This is a genomic window from Yinghuangia sp. YIM S09857 (assembly GCF_051388915.1).
Classification (GTDB): domain Bacteria; phylum Actinomycetota; class Actinomycetes; order Streptomycetales; family Streptomycetaceae; genus Yinghuangia.
Genome location: NZ_JBPKBH010000009.1, coordinates 163,540 through 188,948, shown reverse-complemented (window position 1 = coordinate 188,948; position 25,409 = coordinate 163,540). Strand labels below are relative to the sequence as shown.

Below are 25,409 nucleotides of genomic sequence, written 5' to 3'. Positions count from 1 at the left end.
CCGGGGACCCGGGGTCCGGAAGCTGCGCCGGTCAGTGGCGCTTGCGGCCCTTCGGGCCGGTGTCGCTGCCGCGCGTCTGCTTGCGACCCTTGGCGCGGCGGTTCTGCTGAGCGTCGTGGTCGGCGACCAGCGTGTCGGACGCGCGGTCCTGCGCCTGCGACCGGTCCTGCGCGGAACGGTCCTGCGCGGAACGGTCCTGCGCGGAACGGTCCTGCGCGGAGCGCTCGTGCGCCGGGCGGTCCTGCGCCCGGTCCGCGTCCGCACGGTGCGCGGGCTCGGCGAACATCGGGCTCTTGTCCTGAAGATGCGGCTTGGCCTTCTGCTTGGCCATGGTGTGTGCCTCCTTGAGGAGTTCAGGGGCTGAACTCCTCTTCACTGTCGCACCGCCGATCACGTTCCGCCTCTCGACCGATCACGGAGAGCCACGAAACGGTCGGCTCCACGCGCTAAACGGCGGCGTTGTCGCCGCGAGGGCGCAGTCCGCGCAGCGCCGTCTCGACGACCCGATCGGCGTAATCGGCGTCCAGGGGGCCGGTGCGCAGCAGCCAGCGGCTCAGCAGCGGGCTCCAGATCGCGTCGACGGCGGCGCCGAGGTCGACGTCGGCGGCGATCTGGCCCGCCTCCTGGGCGGCGCGGAGGCGCTGCCGCTTGAGTTCGTCGACCGGGGTGTGCAGACGTTCGACGTACGTGGCGGCCAGTTCGGGGTCGTTCATGACCTCGGACGTCAGCGCGCGCATGGGCAGGTCGTAGCGCGGGTCGGCCATCTCCGCGACGGTGGCGCGCAGCACGGTCTTCAGGTCGGCCTCGATGTCGCCGGTGTCGGGCAGGGCGCCGGAGGCGGGCTCGGCGGAGCCGCCCGGCGCTCCCCCGCCGGCGTCCTCGTCGCCGGTGGTCAGCGCGAGGAACGCGTCGAAGAGGACAGCGCCCTTGCTGGGCCACCAGCGGTAGATCGTCTGTTTCCCGACGCCGGCCCGGGCGGCGATGGCCTCGATGCTGAGCTTGGCGTACCCGATCTCGCCGGCCAGGTCGAAGGCGGCGGTCAGGATCGCACGGCGGGACGCCTGGCTGCGGCGTGCCGCGTTTGGGGACTTCTGGGCTTTGTGCTGCTGCTCGGCCATGGGGAGGACGGTAGCAGGGACCGAGACGAGACGGATCGTCTTGACACGCGGGAGGGTGTGGGTGATAGTCGACCGAACGAGACGCAACGTCTCGTCTTGAAGGGAGTGGACATCATGCCTACGCCAGGAGCCGCAAGCGTCGCCACGACCGCCGAGGCCGAGGGCCGCACGTGGTTCGTCACCGGGGCGAGCCGGGGCCTCGGCCGGGCCTTCGCCGAGGCCGCTCTCGCCGCCGGGGACCGGGTCGCCGCGGCGGCCCGCAGCGGCGCGGCGCTCGACGAACTCGCCGCCGCACACCCGGGGCGCGTCCTGCCGCTGACCCTCGACGTCACCGACCGGGACGCGGTCTTCGCAGCCGTCGGGCAGGCCGTCGAAGCGTTCGGGCGGCTCGACATCGTGGTCAACAACGCCGGGACGCTGTCGATGGGGATGGTCGAGGAGTTCAGCGAGGAGGAGGCCCGGGCGCAGATGGAGACGAACTTCTTCGGCGCGCTGTGGGTGAGCCAGGCGGTCATGCCGTACCTGCGTGAGCAGGGCTCGGGGCACATCGTGCAGATCAGCAGCATCGGCGGGTTGGCGGGCTTCGCACTGTCCGGCATGTACGCGGCGAGCAAGTTCGCGCTGGAGGGCATGAGCGAGGCGCTGGCCATGGAGGCCGCGGCGTTCGGCGTCCGCGTCAGCATCGTGCAGCCGGGCGGCTATTGGACCGACCTCTACACCGCGATGCGGCAGACGACGCCGGTCGAGGCGTACGCCCCGCTCCGCGCCGAACTGGAGAGGCAGTGGGCCGAGGGCTCGGTCGACAGCGAACCCCGGCTGGCCGCCGACGCGTTGCTCAAGCTGGTCGGCAGCGACGAACCGCCGTTGCGGCTGCTGCTCGGCAGCATGGTGTACGACCTCGCGTTCGACATCGCCCGCGGCCGCATGGCCACGTGGTCCGCGTGGGAGGAGACCAGCCGCGCGGCGGAGAAGGCCGTCCCCGCGCCGGGGGCCGCGCCGCAGCAGCCGCCCGCCTCGTGATCGGCGACTTGCGTCCAACTCACGGGCGTGGGGCGGGACTTGGGATGCCTGGGCGGTCACACCCGCCGGGGCGCGGAATCGAGTACGCGGAGCGCTCCGGCGACCGCGCCGACCACGGCCACCGCGTGCCCGAACACGGCGACGAACGTCCCGCCGCCGGTGGTCACGTCCACCACGACCCCGACGACCGCCCCGGCGAGGAACCCCGCCCAGGCACCGACCACGGCACCGACCGCCACGCCCGGCCGGCGGTCGACGAGCGGTCCGGAACGACGCCGCGTCCACGCGGCACGCGCGCCGATCGCGACCACTGCCACGAGGAGGCCGATGAACGTCACGGACAGTCCGGGCATCACCATGCGGAAAGCGTGGCAGCCGGGCGGCCGCCGGTTGCATCGGTAAGAGCCCTGATGTGTCCCGGAGTTGACCCCTAGGGGGACAGCTGCGGTGTGGTGCTAGGAACGGGGGCGCGGGTCGGCGGGCGGTTCCGCGGACTTCGCCTCGGCGGCCTCCTGCTTGCGCACCAGCTTCTCCACCAGGCCGCCGAGACCCGAGGTCAGCGGCCATCCGACGTAGTGCGCCAAGTGCACGACCACCTCGCGGAGTTGATCGCCCGTCAGCTCGCCGCGCTCCATGGCACTGGAGAACTGGATCTCCAGCACGTCGTCCTTGCCCAGCGCCGCGAGGACGCCGATGGTGAGCAGCCGGCGCTGCTTGATGTCGAGTCCGGGACGCGTCCAGATCTCGCCGAAGAGGTGTTCCACCGTCAGGTCGAGGTACGGGCTGCTCGCCCCCTCCAGGCTCATCGGCAGGCTGTAGACGGCGGACATCATGCGCAGTCCACGGGTCCGGGCGTCCTCCTGCTCGGGAGCGGCCTGGTCGGCAGCACCCGCCTCGGCGTCGGCGTCGTACTCCTCAAGTCCGAACACCCGGTGGTACTCGGGCTCGACGAGCCGCGCGACGGGGACGTCCGCACCTACCTCCTCGGCCAGCGCCATCGACGCACGCAGGTCCTTGTGAGCCATCGCCGCCGCACCGCGCATCATGTCCGGTGCGGGCCGCAGACCCATCAACGCCGTGGGGCCGCCGGTGAGTTCGTCGCCCGCGACAACCACCTCGCGCAACTTCGCAACCTCGATGCCGGACGCCTCAGCGAGTTGCCGCGCCTCGTCGGCCGCCGCCCAGACGGTGTACTGCATGTGATTGCGGATCAGCTTCGCGCGCATCCCGGTGCCCGGGCCGCCCATGTGCACGACCCTGGAACTGAACGCCTCGACCACCGGCCGCACCCGGGCGACGGCCTCCTCACCGCCGCCGACCATCGACACCAGCCGCCCCTTCGCGGCCGCGGCGGGACCGCCGGTGACGCCGCAGTCCAGGACGTGGACGCCCGACTCCGCGCCGGCCTTCGCCAGGTCATCGAGCGTCGCCATCGTGATGGTGCTCAGGACCAGGACGACGGCGCCCGCGGGCAGCGAGCCGAAGGCCCCGTCCGGACCGGTCAGCACCGTCCGCGCCTGGGCGTCGTCGAAGACCGCGACCACGAGGGCGTCCGCGTCCGCGGCGGCCTCGGCCGGGGTCGCGGCGGCGGTGGCGCGGCCTTGGAACGCCTCGACGGCCGCCGGGTCCACGTCGTACACCGCAACGTCGAAGCCCCCGTCGACGAGCGCTCCGGCGACGCCCGAACCGATCATCCCCACGCCGACAACCGCGACCTTGGCCATGGCACACGCCTTTCCCGCGGTCGACGCCACGGCCCCGACCAGCACCTGTTCCTGACTCTCTGTCAGCGCAGGCTAGGTCCCCGGCACAACCGTTGCAACGCCGAGGCAAGGCCGCCGCGGCAGGCAAGCCGGTGCCTTTCCGGGACGATTCGGTGATCTTGGATTTCCGGCCGCTGCGGGCCACCGCATTCCGGGCGGTGCGGGCGACCGCGCGTTTCGGACGGTCAGCCGCCGGACGCGCCGCCCGGCACGACGAGGCCCGACTCGTACGCCGCGACCACCGCCTGCGTCCGGTCCCGCAGGCCCAGCTTGGCCAGCACCCGGCTGACGTGCGTCTTCACCGTCTCCTCGCTGACCAGCAGGTGCCCGGCGATCTCCGGATTGGACAGGCCCGCGGCGATCAGCCGCAGCACCTCGGTCTCGCGCGGCGTGAGGGCGCCGAGCCGCCGGTCCTCCGCCTCCGCGGCGGGCGGCTTCGGGCGCATGCGGGCGAACTCGGCGATCAGGCGCCGGGTCACGGTCGGGGCCAACAGGCCCTCACCTGAGGCCACGACCCGGACCGCGTCGAACAGGCGCTCGGCGGTGACGTCCTTCAGCAGGAACCCGCTCGCCCCGGCGGCCAAGGCGTCGTAGACGTGCTCGTCGAGGTCGAACGTCGTCAGGATGAGGATGCGCGGGACGCCGGACCCGGCGGCCGAAGGCGGCGCCCCGCCGACCTGCGCGACGCCGCAGGCCGGTTCAGCGCCGCGGGCCGGGTCAGCGCCGCGTACGCGGGCGGCCTCGGCTCGTTCGCCCCCACGTTCGCGGGCGGCGCCCGACCCGTCGGCCTCGCGTCCGCGGGCTGCCTCGCGCGCCCGCTCGGCGTCGCCCGCCACGATGCGCTCGGTCGCCTCGATGCCGTCCATGCCCGGCATCCGCACGTCCATCAGCACCACGTCGGGGCGTGCCTCGGCGCACACGCGCACCGCCTCGCCGCCGTCCGCCGCGGTCCCGACGACGGCGAAGTCCGGCTGCGTGGCCAGGAGCCCGGCGAAGCCCGCGCGGACCACCTCGTGGTCGTCCACGACGACGATCCTGATCGGTCCGGTGCCGCTCACGCCGTCCCCCCGTCCGTCCCCGGGGCGGGCAGCCGGGCCTCGACGACGAAACCGCCGCCCGGGGCGGCGCCCGCGCTCAGCTCGCCCCCGACCATCGCCGCCCGCTCCCGCATCCCGACCAGCCCGTGCCCCGCAAGCGCCCCCGGCACCGTGCCTCCTCCGTCGCGCGGCCCGGGCCCGTTGTCCCTGATCCGCAGCCTGATCCCGGTCTGTGTGTAGCGCAGTTCGACGTCCACCGCCGCCCCCGGCGCATGGCGCCGCGCGTTGGTCAGCGCTTCCTGGACGATGCGGTACGCGGTCAGCTCGATCCCCGGGTCGAGCGGCACCACGCGCCCGTGCACGATCAGCCGGGTCGCCCCGCCCGAGGCGTCCCGGGCCTCGTCGACCAACTCCACCAACTGCTGGAGCGCGGGCTGCGGGCGCCGCCCGGGGCTCTCCCCCGCGTCCTCGCGCAGCACGCCCAGCAGCCGCCGCATCTCGGTGAGCGCCGCACGGGCCGTGTCGCCGATGGCCAGGAAGCGCTTGGCGCCGTCCGGCGGCAGGCCGGCGGTGGTCAGCCGGGCGTTCTCCGCCTGCACCGCGATCATCGAGATGTGGTGCGCGACCACGTCGTGCAACTCGCGGGCGATGCGCGCGCGCTCGCCGCGGGCCGCGTGTTCGAGCAGGCTGTCGGCCACCGCCTGGGCCGCGGCGCTGTGGACGCGGGCCTCGTTGCGGGCGCGGCGGGCGATCCCCGCCCCGGCGGCCGCGGCGGTCAGGGAGGCGAGGGTCAGCGTGAGCGTGCGTTCCGCGGGGCCGAGGTCCGGGGCCGCGGCGATTGCGTAGCCGAGGAAGAGCGGGACGGGCAGCGCGGCGAGCAGGCGCTTGTTCTGGCGTCCGAGCTGGTGCACGACGGTCAGCTGGGCGGCCGTCCCCGCGACGGTGAGCAGGTGGAAGGGCGTCATGGCGGCGAAGTTGGCGGTCGTGACGAGGGCCGCCGCGGACACCGCGTGCGCCGGCAGCAGGACGACGGGCACGGTCGTGATCAGGGCAAGGAGCAGGACCCAGGAGTCCTCCTGACCGCCGAAGCCGCCGTCCGAGCCGGCCAGGCGCAGGACGGTCTCCAGGAACGCGAGCACGCCGAGGAGCACCCCCGCCACCAGCGGCGTGTGCGGTGCGGCCGCGATCCTGCCCATGACCCGCATCGGTGCGTACGTCTCTCCCCTCCCCCGGGCGGCGCCGGGCGCGGGCCGCCTCGCCGGAGGTCCGCGTACGTCATTGTCACCGGCCCGCGGACCGCCGGGCGTCCCCCGGGGCAGCCGTCCCGGCATCCCCCGCGCGGGGGACGCCGCCGTCCCCCGGTCCCCCGCGACGGGGCCGCGCAAGACGGCTCCCGTGCGTGACGACCCGGGTGCCGCCCGCTCCCTAATCTCCTCGGCATGGACGCAACCATCGAAGTCTCGGACCTGCGCAAGCGGTTCGGTCCGGCCGTCGCCGTCGACGGCCTGTCGTTCACGGCGCGGCCCGGCCAGGTCACCGGATTCGTGGGTCCCAACGGGGCCGGCAAATCCACGACGATGCGGATGATCCTGGGCCTGGACGCGCCAGACGGGGGCAAGGCGCTGGTCGGCGGCCTCCCCTACCGCGCGATCCGCACCCCGCTGTACGAGGTCGGCGCGCTGCTCGACGCCGCCGCCGTGCACCCGAGCCGCCGCGGGCGGGACCACCTGCTCTGGCTCGCGCACTCGCACGGCGTGCCGACGCGCCGCGTCGACGAGCTGCTGGAGCAGGTCGGCCTCGCGTCGGCGGGCCGACGCCGGGCGGGCGGCTACTCGCTCGGTATGCGGCAGCGCCTCGGGATCGCCGCCGCACTGCTCGGCGATCCGCCGGTGCTGCTGCTGGACGAACCGGTCAACGGCCTGGACCCGGAAGGCATCCGGTGGATCCGGGGGTTCCTGCGGTCGCTCGCCGCGGAGGGCCGCACGGTGCTGATCTCCAGCCATCTCATGAGCGAACTGGAGGACAGCGCAGACCACTTGGTGGTGGTCGGACGCGGGCGGCTGATCGCCGACACGAGCGTGGCCGAGCTGCTGGCCGCGGCGTCCGGCGACCGGGTGGCGCTGCGGACGAGCGCGCGCACCCAGGCGCTGGCCGTGCTCACCGACGCGGGGGCAACGGTCGCGGCGACCGGGCGCGACACCCTGACCGTCACGGGGCTTCCGGCGGAGCGCATCGTGGCGCTGCTCGGCAGGAAGGGTGTGTCGTTCTCCGAAGTGTCCGCGCACCGGGCCACGTTGGAGGAGGCGTACATGGAACTGACGCGGGATTCGGCGGAGTTCCGGGCGGCGACGGAGGGTGTCGCAGGGTTTGACGGGGACACCGGGGGCGCCGGTTCGGCGGGAACCGCAAACCGGGAGGCGGCGGCGCACGGGGACGCCGGTTCGGACGGCACCTCCACCGGGGAGGCGGCGCGATGACGACGCAGACCCCTCCCAGGCCCGCCGCGTACCGCTCCGCGCTCGCCCGGGGCGGCGACGGCTTCGGGCGCCTGCTGCACGCCGAGTGGACGATGCTGCGGACCGTGCGCCGCTGGACGATCGTCATGGTCAGCGCCGTCGCGGTGACCATCCTGGTGTCGATGCTGTCCGCGGGCGGGAGTTCGGTGAGCGGGGGCGGTGGCGCGGCGCCGCCGCGCGGGCCTGGCGGCCAACGGGTCTCCGACTCCTTCCAGTTCGTCGGCGAGCCGATGACCGGGGACGGGACGGTGACCGCCCGGGTCACCGGTCTCGGCCGCGCCGAGCTCGACGGGGAGGGCGAGGACGGCCCGGTGCTCGGCGGCGGCAAGCCGGCGCCGTGGGCGAAGGCCGGGATCATCGTCAAGGCGTCCACGACGCCCGGCTCGACGTACGCCGCGATGTTGCTCACCCCGGCGCACGGGGTGCGCTTCCAGTCCGACTTCACGCTGGACCGGGCGGGTAGTTCGGCGTCGGCCGCGACGCCGCGCTGGCTGCGGCTCACGCGGGCCGGGAACGTGGTGACCGGCTACGAGTCGGCGGACGGAGTGGCCTGGGACGAGGTCGGCTCGGCCACGCTCAACGGACTGCCCGCGAGCGCCGAGGTGGGGTTGTTCGTCACGTCGCCCGGACTCTTCGCGGTGGAACGGCAGTTCGGCTCGACGTCGGTCGAGGGCGGCCCGTCGGCGGCGACCGGGACGTTCGACAACTTCTCGGTCGAGGGCCGGACGGAGGGCACGGTGCGCGGCGTCGATGTCGGCGCGGACCCGCGCGGGCCCCGCGGGCCGGGTGCTCCGGGTGTTCCGGTGGGCGCGGCCGACGGCCTCGGAGCCGAGGGCGCCGGGACCAACTCCGCGTCGGAGGACGGCGGCGTCCACACGCTCACCGCGTCCGGGGACATCGCACCGATGGAGTACGAGACCGACCTCGCGCAGCGCTCGCTGGACGGCGCGATGATCGGGCTGATCCCGGTCGCGGCGCTCGGCGTGCTCTTCATCACCGCGGAGTACCGCAAGGGCATGATCCTCACGACGTTCACGGCAAGCCCGCGCCGTGGCCGGGTACTTGCCGCCAAGGCGCTGGTGCTGGGCGCGGCCGCGTTCGCGGTCGGCCTGGTGGCCTCGGTGGCGTCGTTCCTCATCAGCCGGCCGCTGTTGCGGTCGACCGGCCACAAGCCGCCCCAGTTCCCGGAGCCTTCGTTGGGCGACGGACGGGTGTTCGCGGCGGTGGTCGGCACGGCCGGAGTGCTGGCGCTGGTCGCGGTGTTCGCCATGGCGCTCGGTGCGCTGCTGCGCAACACCGCGGCGGCGGTGAGCGTGATCATCGTGCTGTTGGTGCTGCCGCAGATCCTGTTGTCCGGACTCCCGTTGGACGCCGCACGGTTCATCATGCAGGCGACACCGGTGGCCGGGTTCGCGGTGCAGCGGACGACGGACGACTTCAACCAGGTCGACACCGCGTGCGTCCCCGAGGACGGCTGTTATCCGCAGGCGCCCTGGGCCGGGTTCGGTGTGCTGTTCCTGTACGTGCTCGTCGCACTGGCACTGGCCGTGTGGCGCATCCGCAGGCGTCCGGCATGAACGTCGGGATCGGCGCGGGCCCGCGTTCCGGGGTTGCCGCGTCGGACGTCCGCGACGGGTACGGTCCCGGACGCACGGCGGTCCGGCCCGGGGCGATGCTCCGGGCCCTGCACACCGAGTGGACGAAGCTGCGTACGCTTCCCGGCACTTGGTGGCTGGTGGTGGCGATCGTCGTGCTCACCGCGGCAGTTGGCGCGTTGACGACCGGCGCGATCGACACCGACCAGTGCCGCACCCACGAGTCGTGCGGCGAGGACGTCGTCAAACTCAGCCTGACCGGTACGTGGGTGGGCCAGACGGCCGTGGCGGTGCTGGCGGTTCTCGCGGTCTCCGGCGAGTACGCCACGGGCACCATCCGCACGACGCTCACCGCGATGCCGCGCCGGGGCCGCGTCCTCGCGGCCAAAGCGGCGGTGCTGGCGGCGGTGACCGCGGCGGCGGGCACCGCGGCCGTCCTCGCCTCGGTCGCCGCCGGCCGGTACCTGCTGCTCGACGGCGGGTTCACCCGGGCGCACGGCTACCGGCCGCTGTCGCTCGCCGACGGGCCCACCGCGCGAGCGGCGTTCGGCACGGTGCTCTACCTGGTGCTGATCGCGCTGCTGAGCGCGGGCGTCACCTGGCTGCTGCGGGACACCGCGGGAGCGCTTACCGCGGTCCTGGCCCTGCTGTACGTCTTCCCCGTCCTCGCGTCGCTGGTCTCGGACGACAAGTGGATGGAACGGCTCAACGAGATCGGCCCGGCCTCGGCGGGGATGGCGGTCCAGACGACCGTGGACGTCGCGTCCGCGCCGATCGGGCCGTGGGCGGGGCTGGGCGTCCTGACGCTGTGGGCCGCGGGCTGGCTCGCGCTGGGCGCGACCGCACTGTTGCGCCGGGACGCGTGACCGGCCGCGCAACCCCCGTTCGACACCGTCGAGATCCGCAGCTGGGCCCGCCTGTGGCGGTGACCAGGCTGCGGATCCCGGGGTTTCCGTCAAGGGCGCAATCAGCCCAGGGCACGGGTGAGTTCGTCGGCCGCCTCGGTCAGGGACGGGCCGTACCACGTGAGGTGACGGCCGCTCAGGAGCACCGTCCGGCTGTCGGGGAAGCACTCGGGTCCGTCGTCGGCGGTGAAGCGGTAGGGCTCGTCGGGCAAGACGACGAGATCCGGTCCGGCGGCGACGAGGGCGTCCAACCCCACGCGCGGGTAGCGCTCGGAGTCGTCGGCGTACAGGTTGGCGATGCCGAAGCGGGCCAACAGGTCCCCCGCGAAGGTGTCGCGTCCGACGACCATCCACGGGCGCCGCCAGATGGGCACCACCGCGGTCCTGGGCGGGCGCGGCCCCGGGTGGATCCGGGACCACGCGTCCTCGGCACGCCCCAGCCACTCCGGCTCGTCCAGTCGGCAGGCGCCGACCAGCAGGCGGCGCAGCGACGCGAACGCCTCGTCGAGCGTGCGGACTTGGGTCACCCAGACGGCCAGCCCCCGTTCGCGCAGCGCGTCCAGGTCGGGGACGCGGTTCTCCTCCTCGTTGGCGATCACCAGATCCGGGGCGAGGTGGGCGATGGCGTCGACGTCGGGATTCTTGGTGCCGCGTACGCGGGCCACGTCCAGGTCGGCGGGATGACTGCACCAGTCGGTCGCGCCCACCAGGAGCCCGGGGGCGGTCGCCGCGACGGCCTCGGTCAGCGACGGGACGAGGGACACGACCCGGTGCACCTGGGCGGGGATCGGGACGCGGTGGCCGAGGTCGTCGGTGTCGGTCATGGGGCTTCCTCGGTCGGCGGGCTCTGTCGGCTCGGGCTTGGTGCCCGGTTGGCACGGGCTTGGCCGGCGGCGGCCTGGCCGGCGGGTCTCCAGCCTAGGCGTGTGGCGAAAAGCGTCCTCGCACCGGGCATTTTGTATGACTGTTCCGTATCCCGGATAGCCGCCAACCGGCCGGGGTAATGCCCAGTCGTCCGGGTGGCGGAAATCGGGGGAATGGCCGAGGGGGTCTCGTGACGCAGCCTTTTGAACTGCCCGCGTTCTACATGCCGTATCCGGCGCGGCTCAATCCGCATCTGGAAGCGGCGCGGGTGCACACCCGCGATTGGGCGCGCGCGATGGGAATGCTGGAGGGTTCGGGAATCTGGAGCACCGGGGACCTGGACGCGCACGACTACGCGCTGCTGTGCTCGTACACCCATCCCGACTGCGACGAGACCAGGTTGTCGCTGGTCACCGACTGGTACACGTGGGTCTTCTTCTTCGACGACCACTTCCTTGAGGTCTACAAGCGGACCCAGGACCGGGACGGCGGGAAGGCCTATTTGGACCGCCTCCCGATGTTCATGCCGGTCGATCTCGCGGACGGTTTCCCGGAGCCGACGAATCCCGTCGAGGCGGGGCTCGCCGACCTTTGGGCGCGTACCGTTCCGTCGATGTCGGCGGACTGGCGGGCGCGTTTCGCGGAGCACACCGCGAATCTTCTGTACGAGTCGCTGTGGGAATTGTCGAACATCAACGCGCGCCGGATTCCCAATCCGGTGGAGTACATCGAGATGCGCCGCAAGGTGGGCGGGGCGCCGTGGTCCGCGAACCTGGTCGAGTACGCCGCGGGGGCCGAAGTCCCGCCGGAGATCGCCGAGTCGCGGCCCCTGCGTGTGCTGCGCGAGACGTTCGCGGACGGGGTGCACCTGCGCAACGACCTGTTCTCGTACGAGCGGGAGACACAGGAAGAAGGCGAGCTCAGCAACGGCGTGCTCGTCCTGGAGACCTTCTTCGGCTGCGGCACGCAGGAGGCCGCCGACACGGTCAACGAGCTGCTGACCTCGCGGCTCCAGCAGTTCGAGGACACCGTCCTCACCGAACTGGGGCCGCTGTTCGCGGAGTACGGCATCGACGCCGAGCGCGGCGCGGACGTGTTGGCGTACGTCAAGGGGCTCCAGGACTGGCAGTCCGGCGGCCACGAGTGGCACATGCGCTCGTCGCGCTACATGAACCAGCGGGCCGACCTGGGCGGTGGCGGCGGCCTGCCGTTCCCGTTCGCACCGTCCGGCCTCGGGATGTCGGCGGCCAACATCGTCGCGACGCTCAACCGCGTGCGCCGCCGCGCGCACCACCAACACGCGGTCGGTCCCTCGCCGTTGCCGCCACTTGAGCTGCCGTTCGAGGTCAGTCTCAGCCCGCACCACCAGTCCGCGCTGAAGGCGTCGGTCGCCTGGGCGCGGGCGATGGGGCTGCTCGACGCGCAGGAGGGCGATCCGGGTTCCGGCATCTGGACCGAGCCGATGCTGGAGGGCTTCGACTTCGCGCTGTGCGCTGCCGGGCTCGACCCCGACGCGACGCCCGGGGAACTGGCGCTCGCGTCCAACTGGCTGACCTGGGGGACGTACGCGGACGACTACTTCACCGCGCGGTTCGGCGGCGGCGGCGACGTCGAGGGCGCGCGGCTGTGCGCCGACCGGCTGTTGGCGCTGATGCCCGTGGACCTCGCGGCCCCGCCGCCGGCACCCGTGACGGCCATGGAGCGCGGCGCCGCCGACCTGTGGCGGCAGACCGCCCCGGCGATGTCGGTCCGCGTGCGGCAGGACTACCACGCCGCGGTCCGCACGATGCTCGACGGCTTCGTTTGGGAGGTCGCCAACCGCAGGTACCGGCTCGTGCCGGACCCGGTGGACTACATCGAGATGCGGCGTGCGACCTTCGGCGCGGACCTGACGATGAGCGTGTGCCGTCTCAAGAACGGCACGAACGTACCCGACGAGGTGTTCCGCAGCGGCCCGGTGCGGTCTCTGGAGAACGCGGCGGTCGACTACGGAGCGCTGCTGAACGACCTCTTCTCGTACCAGAAGGAGATCGAGTTCGAGGGCGAGGTGCACAATGCGCTGCTCGTCGTCGAGAAGTTCTTCGGCTGCGACCACGACACGGCGGTGGCCGTCGTCGCCGACCTCATGAACCAGCGCCTGGCCCAGTTCCAGCACGTCGCCGCACATGAACTCCCGGTGCTGTACGCCGACTTCGAACTGAGCCCGGAGGCTCGCGCGGGAGTGGAGGCGTACGTCCAGGACCTGCGCAACTGGCTCGCCGGGGTCCTGCACTGGCACCGCGAGGTCAAGCGGTACGACGAGGAGACGCTGCACCGCAACTTCGGGACCGGGGCGGCGACCGCGGTCCCCTCGGACGTGTCGTTCACCGTTCCCGGAGTGTCGGGGATGGGCACGTCGGCCGTGCGCGTTTCCGAACTGCTGGGCCGGGTCGGGTAGATCGGGGTCGCGGTACCGCACGACGCCCATGGACAGGCACGGCGGGTCGGCCCATCCGCTCCGACCCGCCGTGCCGCCGGACCGTCGCCTCGTCTTCACACCGCGGTCAGGGACGCCCCCAACTGCTCGCCCTCGAACTCCAGATGGCGCAGGAACTCGCGGACGGCGGGCGTCATCGTGCGCCCCGCGACCAGCGTCGTGCCGACCGTCCGCCGCACGGACTCCAACGGCACCGGCAGCGGGGCCAGTTGGTCGTCCCCTGTGACCACCAGTTCGGGCAGCGCGGCGATCATGTCGGTGGCCAGGAGCAGAGCACGGACCGTCAGGATGGACGTGCACTCGACCCGATCTGCCGGCAGCGGGAGCCCGCTGCGGTCGAACAGCGCCTCCAACTCGCCCCGCAGCGTGGTCTGTTCGAGCGGAAGAATCCACGGGTGGGCCAGCGTCTCGACCAGCTCAAGGTCCCGGCCCGCGGCGTGCAGGGGGTGCGACCGGCGCGCCATGAGGCGGATCGGCTCGTGGTAGAGCGCGTGTCGGCGAACACGCCCGGGCTCCGGCGGCGGGCTCAGCCGTCCGACGACCACGTCCACCTCCCCGGCCAGCAATTGCCGGTAGAGCACGTCGTACGTCGCCTCGCGCACCACGACGGTGATCCTCGGCCGCTCCCGCTTCAGCGCCGCAACCGCGCGCGGCAACAGCACGCTCGTGCCCGCGAGCAGGATCCCGACCGTTACCGTGCCGGTCTGGCCCTCGCGCAGCCCGGCGAGGTGCTCCCCCGCGCGCCGCACCTCGGCGAGCACGAGTCGGGCGTGTTCGACCAGCGCGGTCCCGTGGACGGTCGCGGTCATGCCGCGCGGCCCCCGGTCGAACAGGCGCGCGCCGACCAAATCCTCCAGTTCACGGAGGGTCCGGGTGGCGGCGGGCTGCGTGAGGTGCAGCGCCTCGGCGGCGCGTACGACGCTGCCGTGCTCGGCCACCGCCACCACGAGCCCGAGATGGCGGAACTTGAGCCGTCCGTCCAGTAGGTCGATCACGCTGCCGCCTCGGTCGCTTGTGATGGGCGGACCCCCGTCGTCCGCGCGGCGGGTCGGCGTCCCGCCACGGCATGACGCCGACCGTCCGATGTGCTCTCAATATAACCATCCCGGTATATCAGCGACACGAAACAGCATTGGTTCGGCATGCCTCTCTCTCGGGATGATGCGTGCACAAGCCAGAGCGACGGCTTCACGGCAGCCGGTCGCACCGGCGCCCGCCGCACGCGCCCACCCCGAGGAGGCACTTCAGGTGGCCCCGCAGCCCCCCGCCCCCGCGCTCCCGGCCCGGGCGCCTCTGCCCACCCGCTGGGCCCACTACATCGCCGGCGAATTCGGGACCACGAGCGAAGGCGACCCCTTCGACCTCGTGGACCCGGTCACCGGCCGGGTGTTCGGCAGCGTCCCGCAGGCGGGCCGGGCCACCGTGGACCGCGCGGTCGCGGCAGCGCGCAGCGCCCTCGCTGGGCCCTGGGGCGACCTCGACACCGCCGGTCGCTGCCGGTTGCTGCGCCGTGTCGCGGACGGCATCGAGGCCCGCTTCGCGGAGTTCGCCGCGGCCGAGATCGCCGACACCGGCAAGCCGTACGCGCTCGCCGCCGCGGTCGACGTCCCGCGCGGCATCGCCAACTTCCGCAGCTACGCCGACCTCGCGCTGGGCCGCGCCGAGGAGGCGTACCGTACGACCACCCCCGACGGCCTGGGCGCGCTCAACTACACCGTGCGCCGCCCACTCGGCGTCGTCGCGGTCGTCTCGCCGTGGAACCTGCCACTGCTCCTGCTGACCTGGAAGGTCGCCCCGGCGCTCGCCGCGGGCAACACCGTCGTCGCAAAGCCCTCCGAGCTGACGCCCTCCACCGCGACGCTGCTCGCCGAGGTGATGCACGAAGCCGGGGTGCCCGCGGGGGTGTTCAACCTCGTGCACGGGCTCGGTGCGGACAGCGCGGGCGAGTTCCTGACGGCGCACTCCGGCGTGGACGCGATCGCCTTCACCGGGGAGACCCGTACCGGCACCGCCATCATGGGCGCGGCCGCCCGCAACCTCACTCCGGTCTCCTTTGAACTCGGCGGGAAGAACGCCGCGTTGGTATTCGCCGATGCGGACTTCGAGCGGGCCGTCGACGGCACCGCGGCCTCGGCGTTCACCAACAGCGGCCAGGTGTGCCTGTGCACCGAACGCGTCTACGTGCAGCGGGAGATCTTCGGCGACTTCGCCGCCGCGCTCTCCGCACGGGCGAAGTCCCTTGTGTTGGGCGACCCGTACGACGAAGGTACGCGCCTCGGCCCCCTCGTCTCGGCTGAGCACCGCGACAAGGTCCTCGGCTACTACGCGCAGGCGGCGCGCGACGGGGCGGTGCTCGCGGGCGGCGGCACACCGGAGTTCGGCGACGAGCGCGACGGCGGGTTCTTCGTCGAGCCCACGGTGCTGGCCGGGTTGCCGGAGTCGCATCCGGTGGTGCGCGAGGAGATCTTCGGACCGGTCTGCCACTTGGCGCCGTTCGACACCGAGGACGAGGCGGTGCGACTGGCCAACGACAGCCCGTACGGCCTCGCGGCCGCCGTCTGGACCACCGACCTGTCGCGCGCGCACCGCGTCGCCCCTCGGCTCGATGTGGGCATCGCCTGGGTCAACTGCTGGAACCTGCGGGACCTGCGCACGCCGTTCGGCGGCGTCAAGGCGTCCGGCATCGGCCGCGAAGGCGGCGTGCACTCCCTCGACTTCTTCTCCGAGCCCACGAATGTGTGTGTGAAGCTGTGACGGACCGACAGATCCTCGTCGCGGCGGCCGACCGGCTGGATCGGGCAGGCGAGACCGGCATGCCGTGCGAACCCGTACGCGATCTGCTGCCGCCCGGCGACGTCGCGGCGGCGTACGCGGTGCAGCGCATCCGGACCGAGCGCCGGATCACCGCCGGACGCCGCGTCGTGGGCCGCAAGATCGGCCTCACCTCCACCGCGGTTCAACGGCAACTCGGCGTTGACACACCCGATTTCGGCGTCCTCTTCGACGACATGGCGGTGCCGGACGGCGCCGAGATCCCGTTCGGCGCGGTGCTGCAACCGCGAGCCGAGGCCGAGGTGGCGCTCGTCCTGGAGCACGATCTGCCGTACGAGCGCACCACCGTGGCCGACCTGATCCGCGCGACGGCTTTCGCGCTGCCCGCGATCGAGGTGGTCGGCAGCCGAATCCGCGACTGGGACATCACCATCACCGACACGGTCGCCGACAACGCGTCGTCCGGACTGTTCGTGCTCGGCGGGCGTCCCACGCCGCTGGGCGACGTCGACCTGCGCACCGCTGGCATGGTGATGGAGCGCCGCGGCGAACAGGTCTCGGTCGGCGCGGGCGCGGCATGCCTCGGGCACCCGCTCACCGCCGCGCTCTGGCTCGCCGACGCCCTCGCCGCGCAGGGCGACCACCTGCGCGCGGGCGACATTGTGCTGACCGGCGCGCTGGGCCCCATGGTCGCCGCCGCGCCAGGGGACGTGATGGAGGCACGAATCCAGGGGTTGGGCACCGTCCGGGCCGCGTTCGGGTCCAGGGCCGGGGACGGTGCGCCGTGACCCTCCATCGCGCCGCCCTGTGCGCGGCGGCCGTACGCCCGCCCGTTTTCCTCGCGAACGGAGACTCCGCATGACCGGCATGGTCGAGCGCTGGGCCGACACCCTCGACGGTGCGGCGGTGTCGGGCAAGCCCGTCTCCGGACCGACCGAACTGGCCTCCGTCCCGCTGGCCGACGCGTATGCCGTGCAACGCGGGGTGGTCGGCCGCAGGCTCGCGCGCGGCGACCGGATGGCCGGGTTCAAGCTCGGCTTCACGTCGGTGGCCAAGATGCGGCAGATGGGCGTGCACGACCTGATCCACGGGAGCCTGACGGACGGCATGTACGTCGCCGACGGCGGCATCGTCGACGTCGCGGCCCTGCTGCACCCGCGCATCGAGCCCGAGGTGGCGTTCCTGCTCAGGGCCCCGTTGGGCGCGGGGGCCGACAACACCGACCCACTCTCCGCCGTCGAGGCCGTCGCGGCCGCGGTGGAGGTCATCGACTCGCGGTACGCCGGTTTCTCCTTCACGCTCCCCGAGGTCGTCGCCGACAACGCGTCGTCCGCGGGCTACGCGACCGGTCCGTGGCGTCCGGCGCGCGGTGTCGACCTCGGCAATCTGGGTGTGCTGCTGGAGGTGGACGGGCGGCTCGCGCAGACCGGGAGCACCGCGGCGATCCTCGGCCACCCGGTGCGCTCGCTGGCCGCCGCCGCGCGCCTGGCCGCGGCGGCGGGGACGACGCTGCGGCCCGGGTGGGTCGTGCTCGCGGGTGCGGCGACGGCCGCCGTACCGCTCGAACCGGGGGCACACGTGCGCGCGACGGTGGCCGGCCTCGGCTCGGTCGAGGTCACCGCCTCCGCGGTCGGGGACGCGCGGTGACGGGCGCGTCCGGAATCGTGCCCGGGAAGGCCCGACCGCGGGGCCGCTTCCCGCACTTCCGCCGGGCGGGCGACTTCGTGTTCGTGTCCGGGACCAGCTCGCGCCGCCCGGACGGCACCTTCGCCGGGGCGTCCGCGGACCCGATGGGCGTGACAGACCTCGACATCCGCGCGCAGACCCGGGCGGTGATCGGGAATGTCGGGGAGATCCTGGCGGCCGCGGGCGGGTCGCTGGCCGACGTGGTGTCGGTGACGGCGTACCTGGTCAGCATGAACGACTTCGGCGGCTACAACGAGGTCTACGGGGAGTTCTTCGACGAGTCGGGGCCGGCCAGGACGACGGTGGCGGTGCACCAGCTCCCGCACCCGCACCTCTTGATCGAGATCAGCGCGACGGCGTACGTTCCGCAGAATCGGGGCCAACGGCACAGTTCGCCCAGGTCCTGACTCCCTCCGCAGCCCCGACCACCCTGGAGCGCCCATGTCCGGCAGCACGCCGCGCGCCCCGTTCAACCTCAACGCGTGGATCGAGGAGAACCGCCACCTGCTCAGGCCGCCGGTCGGCAACGTGCAGATCTGGCGGGACGCCGACCTGATGGTGACGCTGGTCGGCGGCCCGAACCGGCGCACCGACTTCCACGACGACCCGATCGAGGAGTTCTTCCACCAACTGCGCGGCGACATGGTCCTGCGGGTAATGGAGGAGGAGGGCAGGCCGCCGCGCGACATCCCGATCCGCGAGGGCGACGTGTTCCTCGCCCCGGCCCATCTGCGGCACTCCCCGCAGCGGCCGGAGCCGGGCAGCATCGGCCTCGTCGTCGAGTTCGCCCGGCCGGCCGGAGCGCGCGACGCGTTCGAGTGGTACTGCACGGCGTGCCACCACCTCGTGCACCGCAGCGAGTTGCAGCTGCGGTCGATCGTGGACGACCTCCCGCCCGTGTTCGAGGGCTTCTACGCCGACGACGAGGCCCGCACCTGCCCGCACTGCGGTGCGCTGCACCCGGGCCGCGACTGGCCCGACGACATCCGACCGCACACCGACAAGACCCGTCAGGAAACCCAGGCACCATGACCGTCATCGACGTGCACGCGCACGTCTTCCCCCCGATCTCGCGCGCCGACGCACGCGTGCTGCGCGACCACGACGCGCCGTGGCTGCGCGACCACGGCGACGGCAGCGGCATGATGATGCTCGGCGACGCCCAATACCGGCCGGTGACGCGCAGTTTGTGGGACCCGGCCGTTCGCGTCGCGGAGATGGACGCGGCCGGAGTCGACATCCAGGTGGTGTCCAGCACGCCGCTGATGTTCGGGTACGACGCCGACGTGGCCCGCGCCACCGAGTGGTGCGACCGGGTCAACGCGCAAATGCTCGCGTTCTGCGCGCAGGCGCCCGACCGGCTCGTACCCCTGTGCCAGGTGCCGTTGCAGGACACCGAGGCGGCGTGCGAGACGGTGACGCGGGCGGTCGGCGCGGGCCATCGCGGGGTGCACGTCGGCAACCATGTCGGGCCGCGCGATCTCGACCACGGTGCGATCACCGAATTCCTCACGCACTGCGCCCAGTTGGGGGCGGCCGTGCTGGTCCATCCGTGGGACATGCCGGAGAGCGCGCGCACCGACGACTACATGCTGGCGTGGTTGGTCGGCATGACCGCCGAGACACAGTTGTCGATCCTGCGGCTCGCGTTGTCGGGCGCGTTCGAGCGCCTGCCTGCCGAGCTGCGCCTGCTGTTCGCGCACGGCGGCGGGTCGTTCCCGTACCTGTTGGGCCGGGCGGACAACGCGTGGCACCGCCGGGACATCGTGCGCCGGGACAGCGCGCTGCCGCCGTCAGGCTACCTCGACCGCTTCCACGTGGACTCCGCGGTGTTCGACCCTCGTTCGCTGAAGCTGCTGGTCGAGGTGATGGGCACCGACCGCGTACTGCTCGGCAGCGACTACCCGTTCCCGCTCGGCGAGGCCGAGCCGGGAGCGCTGATCCGGGCGAGCGATCTGACTCCGGATCAGAAGGCCGCGCTGCTGGGCGGGAACGCGGTCCGGGTCTTCGGTCTGGACGATCTGGTCGGGCGCGCCGTCGGCGCCGGGAGGGCCGTGCGATGAGCGGGTTGAACGGTGGTGGGGCGGGGAGCCGGCGTGTCTCGGCCGGGCCGACGGCGGTGGAGCAGCTCAGCGACCGCGCGTCGGCGTTGGACGCAGCCGACGAGCTGGCCTTCCTGCGCGACCGGTTCCTTCTCCCCAAGGGCGTCGTGTACCTGGACGGCAACTCGCTCGGTGCGCTCCCGGCCGCCGTCCCGGGTGCGGTCGAGGATGCGGTGCGCCGCCAGTGGGGCACCGATCTCATCCGCTCCTGGAACGACAATGCTTGGTGGGACGCCCCGATCCGTATCGGGGACACGATCGGCCGCCTCGTCGGAGCGTCGAACGGCCAGGTGGTGTGCGGCGATTCGACCAGCGTGCAGCTCTACAACGCGCTGACGGCCGCGGCGCGCCTGCGCCCGGACCGCACGGTGCTGCTGACTGATCCGGACCATTTCCCAACCGACCAGTACATCGCGGACGCGGTGGCCCGCGCGCTCGGCCTGACCGTGCGGCGCGTCCCGATGCGCGAACTGCCGGACGTGCTGGCCGCGGACGGGCACGACGTGGCGGTGGCGGCGTACGCTCCCGTCGACTACCGCACCGGCGAGCTGTACGACATGGCCGCGCTGACGGAGGCGGTGCACGCGACCGGGGCCGTCGTCCTGTGGGACCTCTGCCACGCCGCGGGCGCGCTGCCGGTCGAACTCGACGCGATCGGAGCGGACCTCGCGGTCGGTTGCGGCTACAAATACCTGTCGGGCGGCCCCGGTGCTCCGGCGTTCCTCTACGTCGCCGCACGCCACCAGGACGCGTTCGACCACGCGATCACCGGATGGCACGGCCACGCCGAGCCGTTCGGAATGCACGGCACCTACACCCCGGCTCCGGGCATCTCCCGGGCCCGGATCGGCACACCGCCGCTGCTGTCGATGCTGGCCCTGGAGGCCGCACTGACCGCATTCGACGGCGTGGACATCGCGGCTTTGCGTGCGAAGTCGCTGTCCCTGACGGGGTTCTTCCTCGACTGCGCGGACGAGCTGCTGGACGGCCTGGACTTCACCGTGGCGACCCCTCGGGAGCCCGAACGGCGCGGCAGCCAGGTGTCGTTGCGGCACGGGCACGCGTACCCGATGGTCCAGGCGCTGATCGCGCGAGGGTACATCGGCGACATGCGGGCCCCGGACATTCTGCGGTTCGGCTTCAACGCGCTGTACGTCACCCACGCGGACGTCGCCGGGCTGGCCGCCGAGTTGCTGTGCATCGCGGTGGAACGGGAGTACGCCGCGGCGCGGTTCGCGGCGCGTTCGACCGTGACCTGAGTGCCGGATCGCCGCCGATCACCGCGTCGCTTGCACCTTCCCATCAGCGCCCGTTTCTCCTCCCTCTCAGCATCGTTTCACGCCCTTGCGGCGCCGTTTCACCACCTTCTCAGCGCCGTTTCACCGCCCGAAGCCAGATTCCGCGACGGAAGGACCGTCCCCATGCGCGTCCCCCGCACCACCACCGGTCTCCCGCTCACCCGCAGATCCGGGGCGTTCGTCGCCGCGGCGGTGGCCACCGCCACCACCGCAGCGCTGCTCGCTCCGGCCGGACGCTCCACGAACCCCTCTGCCGATGGTTCCGGTTCACCGGCTGCCGCGGCACCGGTGGCGGCCGCCGGGCCCGGTGCCGCGGACCCGTACGTCCCGTTCGTCTGCGACAACAGCCGTCCGCAGCCCGCCGATCCGGGCAGCTACGGAATGCAGCTCGACGGGAGCTTCCTGCACCCGGCGTCGACGCCGGTGGACGAGGAGAACCCGCACCCGTTCCCCGGGCGCACGGACGACTACGACACCAAGTCGTACGTGAAGAACGCCAAGGTCGAAGCCGCCTACGAGGGTGCCGACTTCACCCCGGACTTCTTCCACACCTGGCAGAACATCGTGGACTTCGGCGGCCGCCGCTACATGTTCCAGTACGACCGGTCGGAAGGGCGCGTCTACGACATCACCGACGTCCGCAACGTCCGGGTCGTCGAGCGCATGAGCCGCAACGACGTCGACGGCGACGAGTCGAAGGCGAACGGGAGTTGGGCCGCCTACGACTACTGGGGCGCAACCACCATCCAGTGGAACGCCAGACTCAATTCCTACGTGATGGTCATGTCCTTCGAGGACAAGCGCCAGATAGACGAGCTCCACCCCGAGCCCGGCCGGGACAAGTTCGACAACCCGGCCGGTGTCGCGGCGGTGCGGGCCAAGCAGGGCCTGAAGGGCTTCAAGGTCTTCAAGCTCAACGGGCCGATGAAGAAGGACTGGCAGCTCCTCGCGACGGTCAGCACGGACTCGACGCAGGCCGACCCGCTGGACAGCGACCTGTCCAGGCCGCAGCAGGGCTCGGGTTCGCTGGACGTCCCGATGTGGGACGGCGGCAAGTACCTGTTCATCGCGGTCGCGCCGAACGACGCGTACGCGAACACCGAGTACCCGACGAACCTGCACTCGGCGGGGTACCAGAGCTGGGACATGTCCGACCCGACGAAGCCGCGGCTCCTTGACACCTGGCACCTCGAAGGCCAGATCAAGGGCGAGGAGGCCGCCTACGCGACGAACCCGCGTTGCGGCAACCGGACTTCGTGGATGGGTGCGCGTATGCCGCTGTTCGTCCCCAAGCCGGTGGAGCAGGGCGGGAAGTACGGCTTCGCGGTGCAGGGCGGGTTCGGCCTGACGGTGCTCGACATCTCGGACCCCGCCGACATGAGGCAGGTCGGGCACCTTGACCTCCCGCCGTCCGTGGCGGGCACCGAGGGCGACAACATCGACGTGTCGCAGTACGAGAAGACCGGCATGATCTACCTGTCGGGCTACCCGCTGACCGAGGACTGCTACGAACCGTACAAGCCGATCTGGCAGATCGACGCCCGCGACCCCGCCAGGCCGCGCATCGTCGGGCAGCTCCCCCGGCCGACCCCGCCGAAGTCCTCGGGAATGACCGACTATTGCCAGCGCCGCGGCAGCTTTGGCCCGAAGCGCACCGGCTACTACACCAACCCGGGCGTGCACGACGACGGCACGCTCGTCTACGGGTTCTACAACGCCGGCGCGCAGATCTTCGACGTGGACCGGCCCGGACGCGCGGAGATCGACGCGTACTTCGTGCCAAAGGCGTACGGCACCAAGACGAAGGACTGGCCGACCGAGACGGGCGAGTTCCCGGACTGGGCCAAGGGCAACCAGACGCACGGCGTCTACGTCGAGTGGGACCGCAACATCGTGTGGGTGATGACCAACCACGGGATCTACGCGGTTTCTTCGCGTGACACCCTCGGCCGCCCGAACCTCGGGCGCCCCGACCAGCCGTTCCGCAACAGCCAGTTCTGACCCCCTCCAGTCGGTCCCCGGGGCGGTCCACCCGCCGCCCCGGGGCCTTGTCCTGTCTCGTGGCCGGGTTCCCTACCGATCCTCCCGACACGCCATTTCTGCCCTGTCGCGCCCGCGTGGCCGCCGCCCTCACCGTGTCGGCCCGGTTGGATATAAATGGGACCAGGCCGCCGTGCGCGCCGACGGCCGGAATCTCCTTGTCCCGACAGGATTTCGAGGTACATCCCTTGGCAGAAGTGGAAACGCTCGCGCCTGAGACCATTTCCACGGGCAAAGTCGGCCTGGGTTCCCTGCGCACCGGTGCCGATTCGGCGGGCGGGGCCGGATGGCACTCGTCCGCGCGGCATGCCGGGATCGACGCGAACCTCGTCGTCGGCCACCGCAACATTCTGCTCATCACCCTCGACTCGTTGCGGTACGACGTGGCCCGGGCCGCGCACGTGGCGTCCCGAACTCCCAACCTGTCACGGCTTCTTCCGCCCTCGGGGTGGGAACCACGGCATGCCCCTGGCACGTTCACCTGGCCCGCGCACCACGCGATCTTCGCGGGCTTCCTGCCGAAACCCGCGGTGCCCGGCCGTCCGGCGGACCGGCTGTTCATGTGCCGCCCGACGGCCGGAAAGACCATTCACGCGAAGACGTACGTCATCGAGGGTGCGAACCTGGTAAGCGGCCTGGCCGACATGGGCTACCGGTCGGTGTGCATCGGCGGAGTGGAATACTTTTCGTCCCGGACACCGCTCGGCTCGGTATTTCCGAACATGTTCCAACACTCCTACTGGAGCCCGGAATTCGGGCAATCGGAATACGATTCGACACGCCATCAGGTGCAAAAGGCCCTCGATGTCCTGGAAGCCGCTCCCGACACCGAAACCCCGTCGGCCGGACAGCCGTTGACGTTCATGTTCCTGAACGTCTCCGCCACACACGTGCCGCACGCGCACTACCTCGCGCACCCTCGGCAGGGCGCGCCCGAGGCGGTGGACGGCTGGGAGAGCCAACTCGCCGCCCTGGCCTACGCGGACAGGCACCTGGGGCGCCTGTTCGACGCCCTGCCCTCCATCGGCCCCTGGCTCGTGATCGCCTGCGCGGACCACGGCGACGCGTTCGGGGACGACGGCTACAGCGGCCACGGAATCGGCCACCCCAGCGTGCTGACCGTGCCGTACGCCGAAGCCTTGGTGGACGCCCGATAGCCGCGTCCGCACGGCCGCCCGCCGCCCCTTGGTGCCGCTCGGGTTTGTCACGGGTCACAAAACCCTTGCCGGAACTCTACGTTACCGGCCAGTTAAGCCGAGGATCTTCAGCCTGCATGATGTGCGGCAGTGGGTTCCGCTGTCCCGCGACCAGCAGGAGGCATCGTGAAGTCCTCGTACCGGCAAGGGTTCTGGCGTCGTGGCAAGGGCGTCCTGGCGGCCGCGGCGCTGCTGGGGCTCGTGGCGGCCGGCCCCGGCGCCGCGTCCGCCGCGGCGGCGCCCGCCCAGGCCCGGCAGGTGTACGTCGCACTGGGCGACTCGATGGCGTCCGGGCCGCTGATCCCGGACATCACCGGCCCGGTCGCGTGCGGCCGTTCGACCAACAACTACGCACACGAACTCGCGGCGAGCCTCGGTGTGGACGAGCTGCGCGACGTGACGTGCAGCGGCGCCGACACCAAGGACATGACGCAACCGCAGTCGCTGTCCCTGCTCGGCGTCGACATGGGTACCGCGCCGCCGCAGTTCGACGCGCTGTCCGCCGACACCACCCTGGTGACGCTCACCATCGGTGGCAACGACGCGGGCCTGGTGGGCATCGCCGAAGACTGCGTCCAGCTCAACCCGTTCGGCGCCACCTGCAAGAGCCGCTACACCGCGGGCGGCGTCGACCAGGTCGCCGCACGGGTCGACTCCGTCGGTCCGAAGCTCGCCGCGGTCCTCGACGGCATTCACGCGAAGTCTCCGAACGCCCGCGTGGTGGTCACCGGTTACGGCCTCTACATCAAGCCCGGCGGCTGCTGGCCCGTCCAGCCGGTCCTCCCGACCGACGCCGACTACCTCCAGGCCAACGTCGACCGCCTCAACTCGGTCATCGCCACGCAGGCCGCCGCGCACGGCGCCGAGTACGTAGACGTCCGCACGCCGAGCGCCGGCCACGACATCTGCCGCTCGTCGTCCGCCCGGTGGATCGAAGGCTTCGTCCCCACCAACCTCGCCGCCCCGTTGCACCCCAACCAGCGCGGTGAGGAGAACTACGCCCTGATCATCGAGGACGCCA

The 25,409-nt window shown here is 72.2% G+C and carries 23 protein-coding genes; 15 read left to right on the top strand and 8 right to left on the bottom strand.

What is annotated here, in order from left to right; genetic code table 11:
- Window positions 1–31 precede the first annotated feature (31 nt).
- Window positions 32–331 (bottom strand): hypothetical protein, encoded by a 300-nt coding sequence (locus tag ACRX5S_RS21075; protein WP_436774557.1) that lies wholly within the window; start codon window positions 329–331, stop codon window positions 32–34.
- A 115-nt stretch (window positions 332–446) separates the two neighbouring features.
- Window positions 447–1,118, bottom strand: a complete 672-nt coding sequence (locus tag ACRX5S_RS21070) for a TetR/AcrR family transcriptional regulator (protein ID WP_436774556.1) — start codon at window positions 1,116–1,118, stop codon at window positions 447–449.
- A 114-nt stretch (window positions 1,119–1,232) separates the two neighbouring features.
- Here ACRX5S_RS21070 and ACRX5S_RS21065 point away from each other — a divergent pair, with 114 nt between their 5' ends.
- Window positions 1,233–2,138 (top strand): SDR family NAD(P)-dependent oxidoreductase, encoded by a 906-nt coding sequence (locus tag ACRX5S_RS21065; RefSeq protein WP_436774555.1) that lies wholly within the window; start codon window positions 1,233–1,235, stop codon window positions 2,136–2,138.
- A 56-nt stretch (window positions 2,139–2,194) separates the two neighbouring features.
- On the opposite strand, the gene ACRX5S_RS21060 is transcribed toward ACRX5S_RS21065, so the two are convergent.
- The 4 genes from ACRX5S_RS21060 to ACRX5S_RS21045 all read right to left on the bottom strand — a co-directional run bounded on the left by ACRX5S_RS21060 (window position 2,195) and on the right by ACRX5S_RS21045 (window position 6,134).
- A complete protein-coding gene (locus ACRX5S_RS21060) occupies window positions 2,195–2,497 on the bottom strand; it encodes a hypothetical protein (RefSeq protein WP_436774554.1) in 303 nt (100 codons plus the stop codon).
- Window positions 2,498–2,593: 96 nt separating this feature from the next.
- Complete coding sequence (locus ACRX5S_RS21055) at window positions 2,594–3,892, bottom strand: NAD(P)-binding domain-containing protein (RefSeq protein ID WP_436774553.1); 1,299 nt, start codon at window positions 3,890–3,892, stop codon at window positions 2,594–2,596.
- A 194-nt stretch (window positions 3,893–4,086) separates the two neighbouring features.
- Entirely contained in the window at window positions 4,087–4,959 is an 873-nt protein-coding gene (locus tag ACRX5S_RS21050; protein ID WP_436774552.1) for a response regulator, read from the bottom strand.
- On the bottom strand, window positions 4,956–6,134 hold the full coding sequence (locus ACRX5S_RS21045; RefSeq protein WP_436774551.1) for a sensor histidine kinase: 1,179 nt from the start codon (window positions 6,132–6,134) through the stop codon (window positions 4,956–4,958). Before ACRX5S_RS21045 ends, ACRX5S_RS21050 begins: the two co-directional genes overlap by 4 nt.
- Before the next feature lie 243 nt (window positions 6,135–6,377).
- Here ACRX5S_RS21045 and ACRX5S_RS21040 point away from each other — a divergent pair, with 243 nt between their 5' ends.
- The 3 genes from ACRX5S_RS21040 to ACRX5S_RS21030 are packed head-to-tail and all read left to right on the top strand — an operon-like array spanning window position 6,378 to window position 9,915.
- Complete coding sequence (locus ACRX5S_RS21040) at window positions 6,378–7,415, top strand: ABC transporter ATP-binding protein (protein ID WP_436774550.1); 1,038 nt, start codon at window positions 6,378–6,380, stop codon at window positions 7,413–7,415.
- A complete protein-coding gene (locus ACRX5S_RS21035) occupies window positions 7,412–9,031 on the top strand; it encodes an ABC transporter permease subunit (protein WP_436774549.1) in 1,620 nt (539 codons plus the stop codon). The genes ACRX5S_RS21040 and ACRX5S_RS21035 overlap by 4 nt, the downstream gene beginning before the upstream one ends.
- Window positions 9,028–9,915, top strand: coding sequence for an ABC transporter permease subunit (locus ACRX5S_RS21030; protein WP_436774548.1), 888 nt, complete (start codon window positions 9,028–9,030; stop codon window positions 9,913–9,915). Before ACRX5S_RS21035 ends, ACRX5S_RS21030 begins: the two co-directional genes overlap by 4 nt.
- A 101-nt stretch (window positions 9,916–10,016) precedes the next feature.
- Here the strand turns inward: ACRX5S_RS21030 and ACRX5S_RS21025 are convergent, their stop codons facing one another.
- A complete protein-coding gene (locus ACRX5S_RS21025) occupies window positions 10,017–10,778 on the bottom strand; it encodes a helical backbone metal receptor (protein WP_436774547.1) in 762 nt (253 codons plus the stop codon).
- A gap of 230 nt (window positions 10,779–11,008) precedes the next feature.
- Here ACRX5S_RS21025 and ACRX5S_RS21020 point away from each other — a divergent pair, with 230 nt between their 5' ends.
- Window positions 11,009–13,255, top strand: a complete 2,247-nt coding sequence (locus tag ACRX5S_RS21020; RefSeq protein ID WP_436774546.1) for a terpene synthase family protein — start codon at window positions 11,009–11,011, stop codon at window positions 13,253–13,255.
- Between the two features lie 95 nt (window positions 13,256–13,350).
- Here ACRX5S_RS21020 and ACRX5S_RS21015 read toward each other — a convergent pair whose 3' ends face one another.
- Complete coding sequence (locus tag ACRX5S_RS21015; protein ID WP_436774545.1) at window positions 13,351–14,289, bottom strand: LysR substrate-binding domain-containing protein; 939 nt, start codon at window positions 14,287–14,289, stop codon at window positions 13,351–13,353.
- A 253-nt stretch (window positions 14,290–14,542) separates the two neighbouring features.
- On the opposite strand from ACRX5S_RS21015, the gene ACRX5S_RS21010 reads away from it, so the two are divergent.
- From ACRX5S_RS21010 to ACRX5S_RS20965, 10 genes are all read left to right on the top strand, one after another.
- Window positions 14,543–16,048: a 2-hydroxymuconic semialdehyde dehydrogenase gene (locus ACRX5S_RS21010; RefSeq protein ID WP_436774544.1), complete on the top strand. Its 1,506-nt coding sequence runs from the start codon at window positions 14,543–14,545 to the stop codon at window positions 16,046–16,048.
- Between the two features lie 59 nt (window positions 16,049–16,107).
- Window positions 16,108–16,854, top strand: a complete 747-nt coding sequence (locus ACRX5S_RS21005; RefSeq protein ID WP_436774686.1) for a 2-keto-4-pentenoate hydratase — start codon at window positions 16,108–16,110, stop codon at window positions 16,852–16,854.
- Between the two features lie 70 nt (window positions 16,855–16,924).
- Entirely contained in the window at window positions 16,925–17,713 is a 789-nt protein-coding gene (locus tag ACRX5S_RS21000) for a 2-keto-4-pentenoate hydratase (protein WP_436774543.1), read from the top strand.
- A complete protein-coding gene (locus tag ACRX5S_RS20995; RefSeq protein WP_436774542.1) occupies window positions 17,710–18,159 on the top strand; it encodes a RidA family protein in 450 nt (149 codons plus the stop codon). The genes ACRX5S_RS21000 and ACRX5S_RS20995 overlap by 4 nt, the downstream gene beginning before the upstream one ends.
- A gap of 34 nt (window positions 18,160–18,193) precedes the next feature.
- Complete coding sequence (locus ACRX5S_RS20990; RefSeq protein ID WP_436774541.1) at window positions 18,194–18,784, top strand: 3-hydroxyanthranilate 3,4-dioxygenase; 591 nt, start codon at window positions 18,194–18,196, stop codon at window positions 18,782–18,784.
- Window positions 18,781–19,815, top strand: coding sequence for an amidohydrolase family protein (locus ACRX5S_RS20985; RefSeq protein WP_436774540.1), 1,035 nt, complete (start codon window positions 18,781–18,783; stop codon window positions 19,813–19,815). Before ACRX5S_RS20990 ends, ACRX5S_RS20985 begins: the two co-directional genes overlap by 4 nt.
- Entirely contained in the window at window positions 19,812–21,113 is a 1,302-nt protein-coding gene (kynU, locus tag ACRX5S_RS20980) for a kynureninase (RefSeq protein WP_436774539.1), read from the top strand. The genes ACRX5S_RS20985 and kynU overlap by 4 nt, the downstream gene beginning before the upstream one ends.
- Window positions 21,114–21,275: 162 nt before the next feature.
- The gene (locus ACRX5S_RS20975; protein ID WP_436774538.1) at window positions 21,276–23,153 is read left to right on the top strand and encodes a hypothetical protein; all 1,878 of its coding nucleotides are present in this window, start codon (window positions 21,276–21,278) and stop codon (window positions 23,151–23,153) included.
- Between the two features lie 116 nt (window positions 23,154–23,269).
- Entirely contained in the window at window positions 23,270–24,349 is a 1,080-nt protein-coding gene (locus tag ACRX5S_RS20970; RefSeq protein ID WP_436774537.1) for an STM4013/SEN3800 family hydrolase, read from the top strand.
- Window positions 24,350–24,514: 165 nt separating this feature from the next.
- The coding region (locus tag ACRX5S_RS20965) for an SGNH/GDSL hydrolase family protein (protein ID WP_436774536.1) at window positions 24,515–25,409 on the top strand (895 nt) is incomplete at its 3' end.

What these genes read in the sequence shown, in the direction of transcription:
- ACRX5S_RS21075 (WP_436774557.1), bottom strand. Translation starts at nt 331, where the DNA reads ATGGCCAAGCAGAAGGCCAAGCCGCATCTTCAGGACAAGAGCCCGATG.
- ACRX5S_RS21070 (WP_436774556.1), bottom strand. Translation starts at nt 1,118, where the DNA reads ATGGCCGAGCAGCAGCACAAAGCCCAGAAGTCCCCAAACGCGGCACGC.
- ACRX5S_RS21065 (WP_436774555.1), top strand. Translation starts at nt 1,233, where the DNA reads ATGCCTACGCCAGGAGCCGCAAGCGTCGCCACGACCGCCGAGGCCGAG.
- ACRX5S_RS21060 (WP_436774554.1), bottom strand. Translation starts at nt 2,497, where the DNA reads ATGGTGATGCCCGGACTGTCCGTGACGTTCATCGGCCTCCTCGTGGCA.
- ACRX5S_RS21045 (WP_436774551.1), bottom strand. Translation starts at nt 6,134, where the DNA reads ATGGGCAGGATCGCGGCCGCACCGCACACGCCGCTGGTGGCGGGGGTG.
- ACRX5S_RS21040 (WP_436774550.1), top strand. Translation starts at nt 6,378, where the DNA reads ATGGACGCAACCATCGAAGTCTCGGACCTGCGCAAGCGGTTCGGTCCG.
- ACRX5S_RS21035 (WP_436774549.1), top strand. Translation starts at nt 7,412, where the DNA reads ATGACGACGCAGACCCCTCCCAGGCCCGCCGCGTACCGCTCCGCGCTC.
- ACRX5S_RS21030 (WP_436774548.1), top strand. Translation starts at nt 9,028, where the DNA reads ATGAACGTCGGGATCGGCGCGGGCCCGCGTTCCGGGGTTGCCGCGTCG.
- ACRX5S_RS21025 (WP_436774547.1), bottom strand. Translation starts at nt 10,778, where the DNA reads ATGACCGACACCGACGACCTCGGCCACCGCGTCCCGATCCCCGCCCAG.
- ACRX5S_RS21005 (WP_436774686.1), top strand. Translation starts at nt 16,108, where the DNA reads ATGCCGTGCGAACCCGTACGCGATCTGCTGCCGCCCGGCGACGTCGCG.
- ACRX5S_RS21000 (WP_436774543.1), top strand. Translation starts at nt 16,925, where the DNA reads ATGACCGGCATGGTCGAGCGCTGGGCCGACACCCTCGACGGTGCGGCG.
- ACRX5S_RS20990 (WP_436774541.1), top strand. Translation starts at nt 18,194, where the DNA reads ATGTCCGGCAGCACGCCGCGCGCCCCGTTCAACCTCAACGCGTGGATC.
- ACRX5S_RS20985 (WP_436774540.1), top strand. Translation starts at nt 18,781, where the DNA reads ATGACCGTCATCGACGTGCACGCGCACGTCTTCCCCCCGATCTCGCGC.
- kynU (WP_436774539.1), top strand. Translation starts at nt 19,812, where the DNA reads ATGAGCGGGTTGAACGGTGGTGGGGCGGGGAGCCGGCGTGTCTCGGCC.
- ACRX5S_RS20975 (WP_436774538.1), top strand. Translation starts at nt 21,276, where the DNA reads ATGCGCGTCCCCCGCACCACCACCGGTCTCCCGCTCACCCGCAGATCC.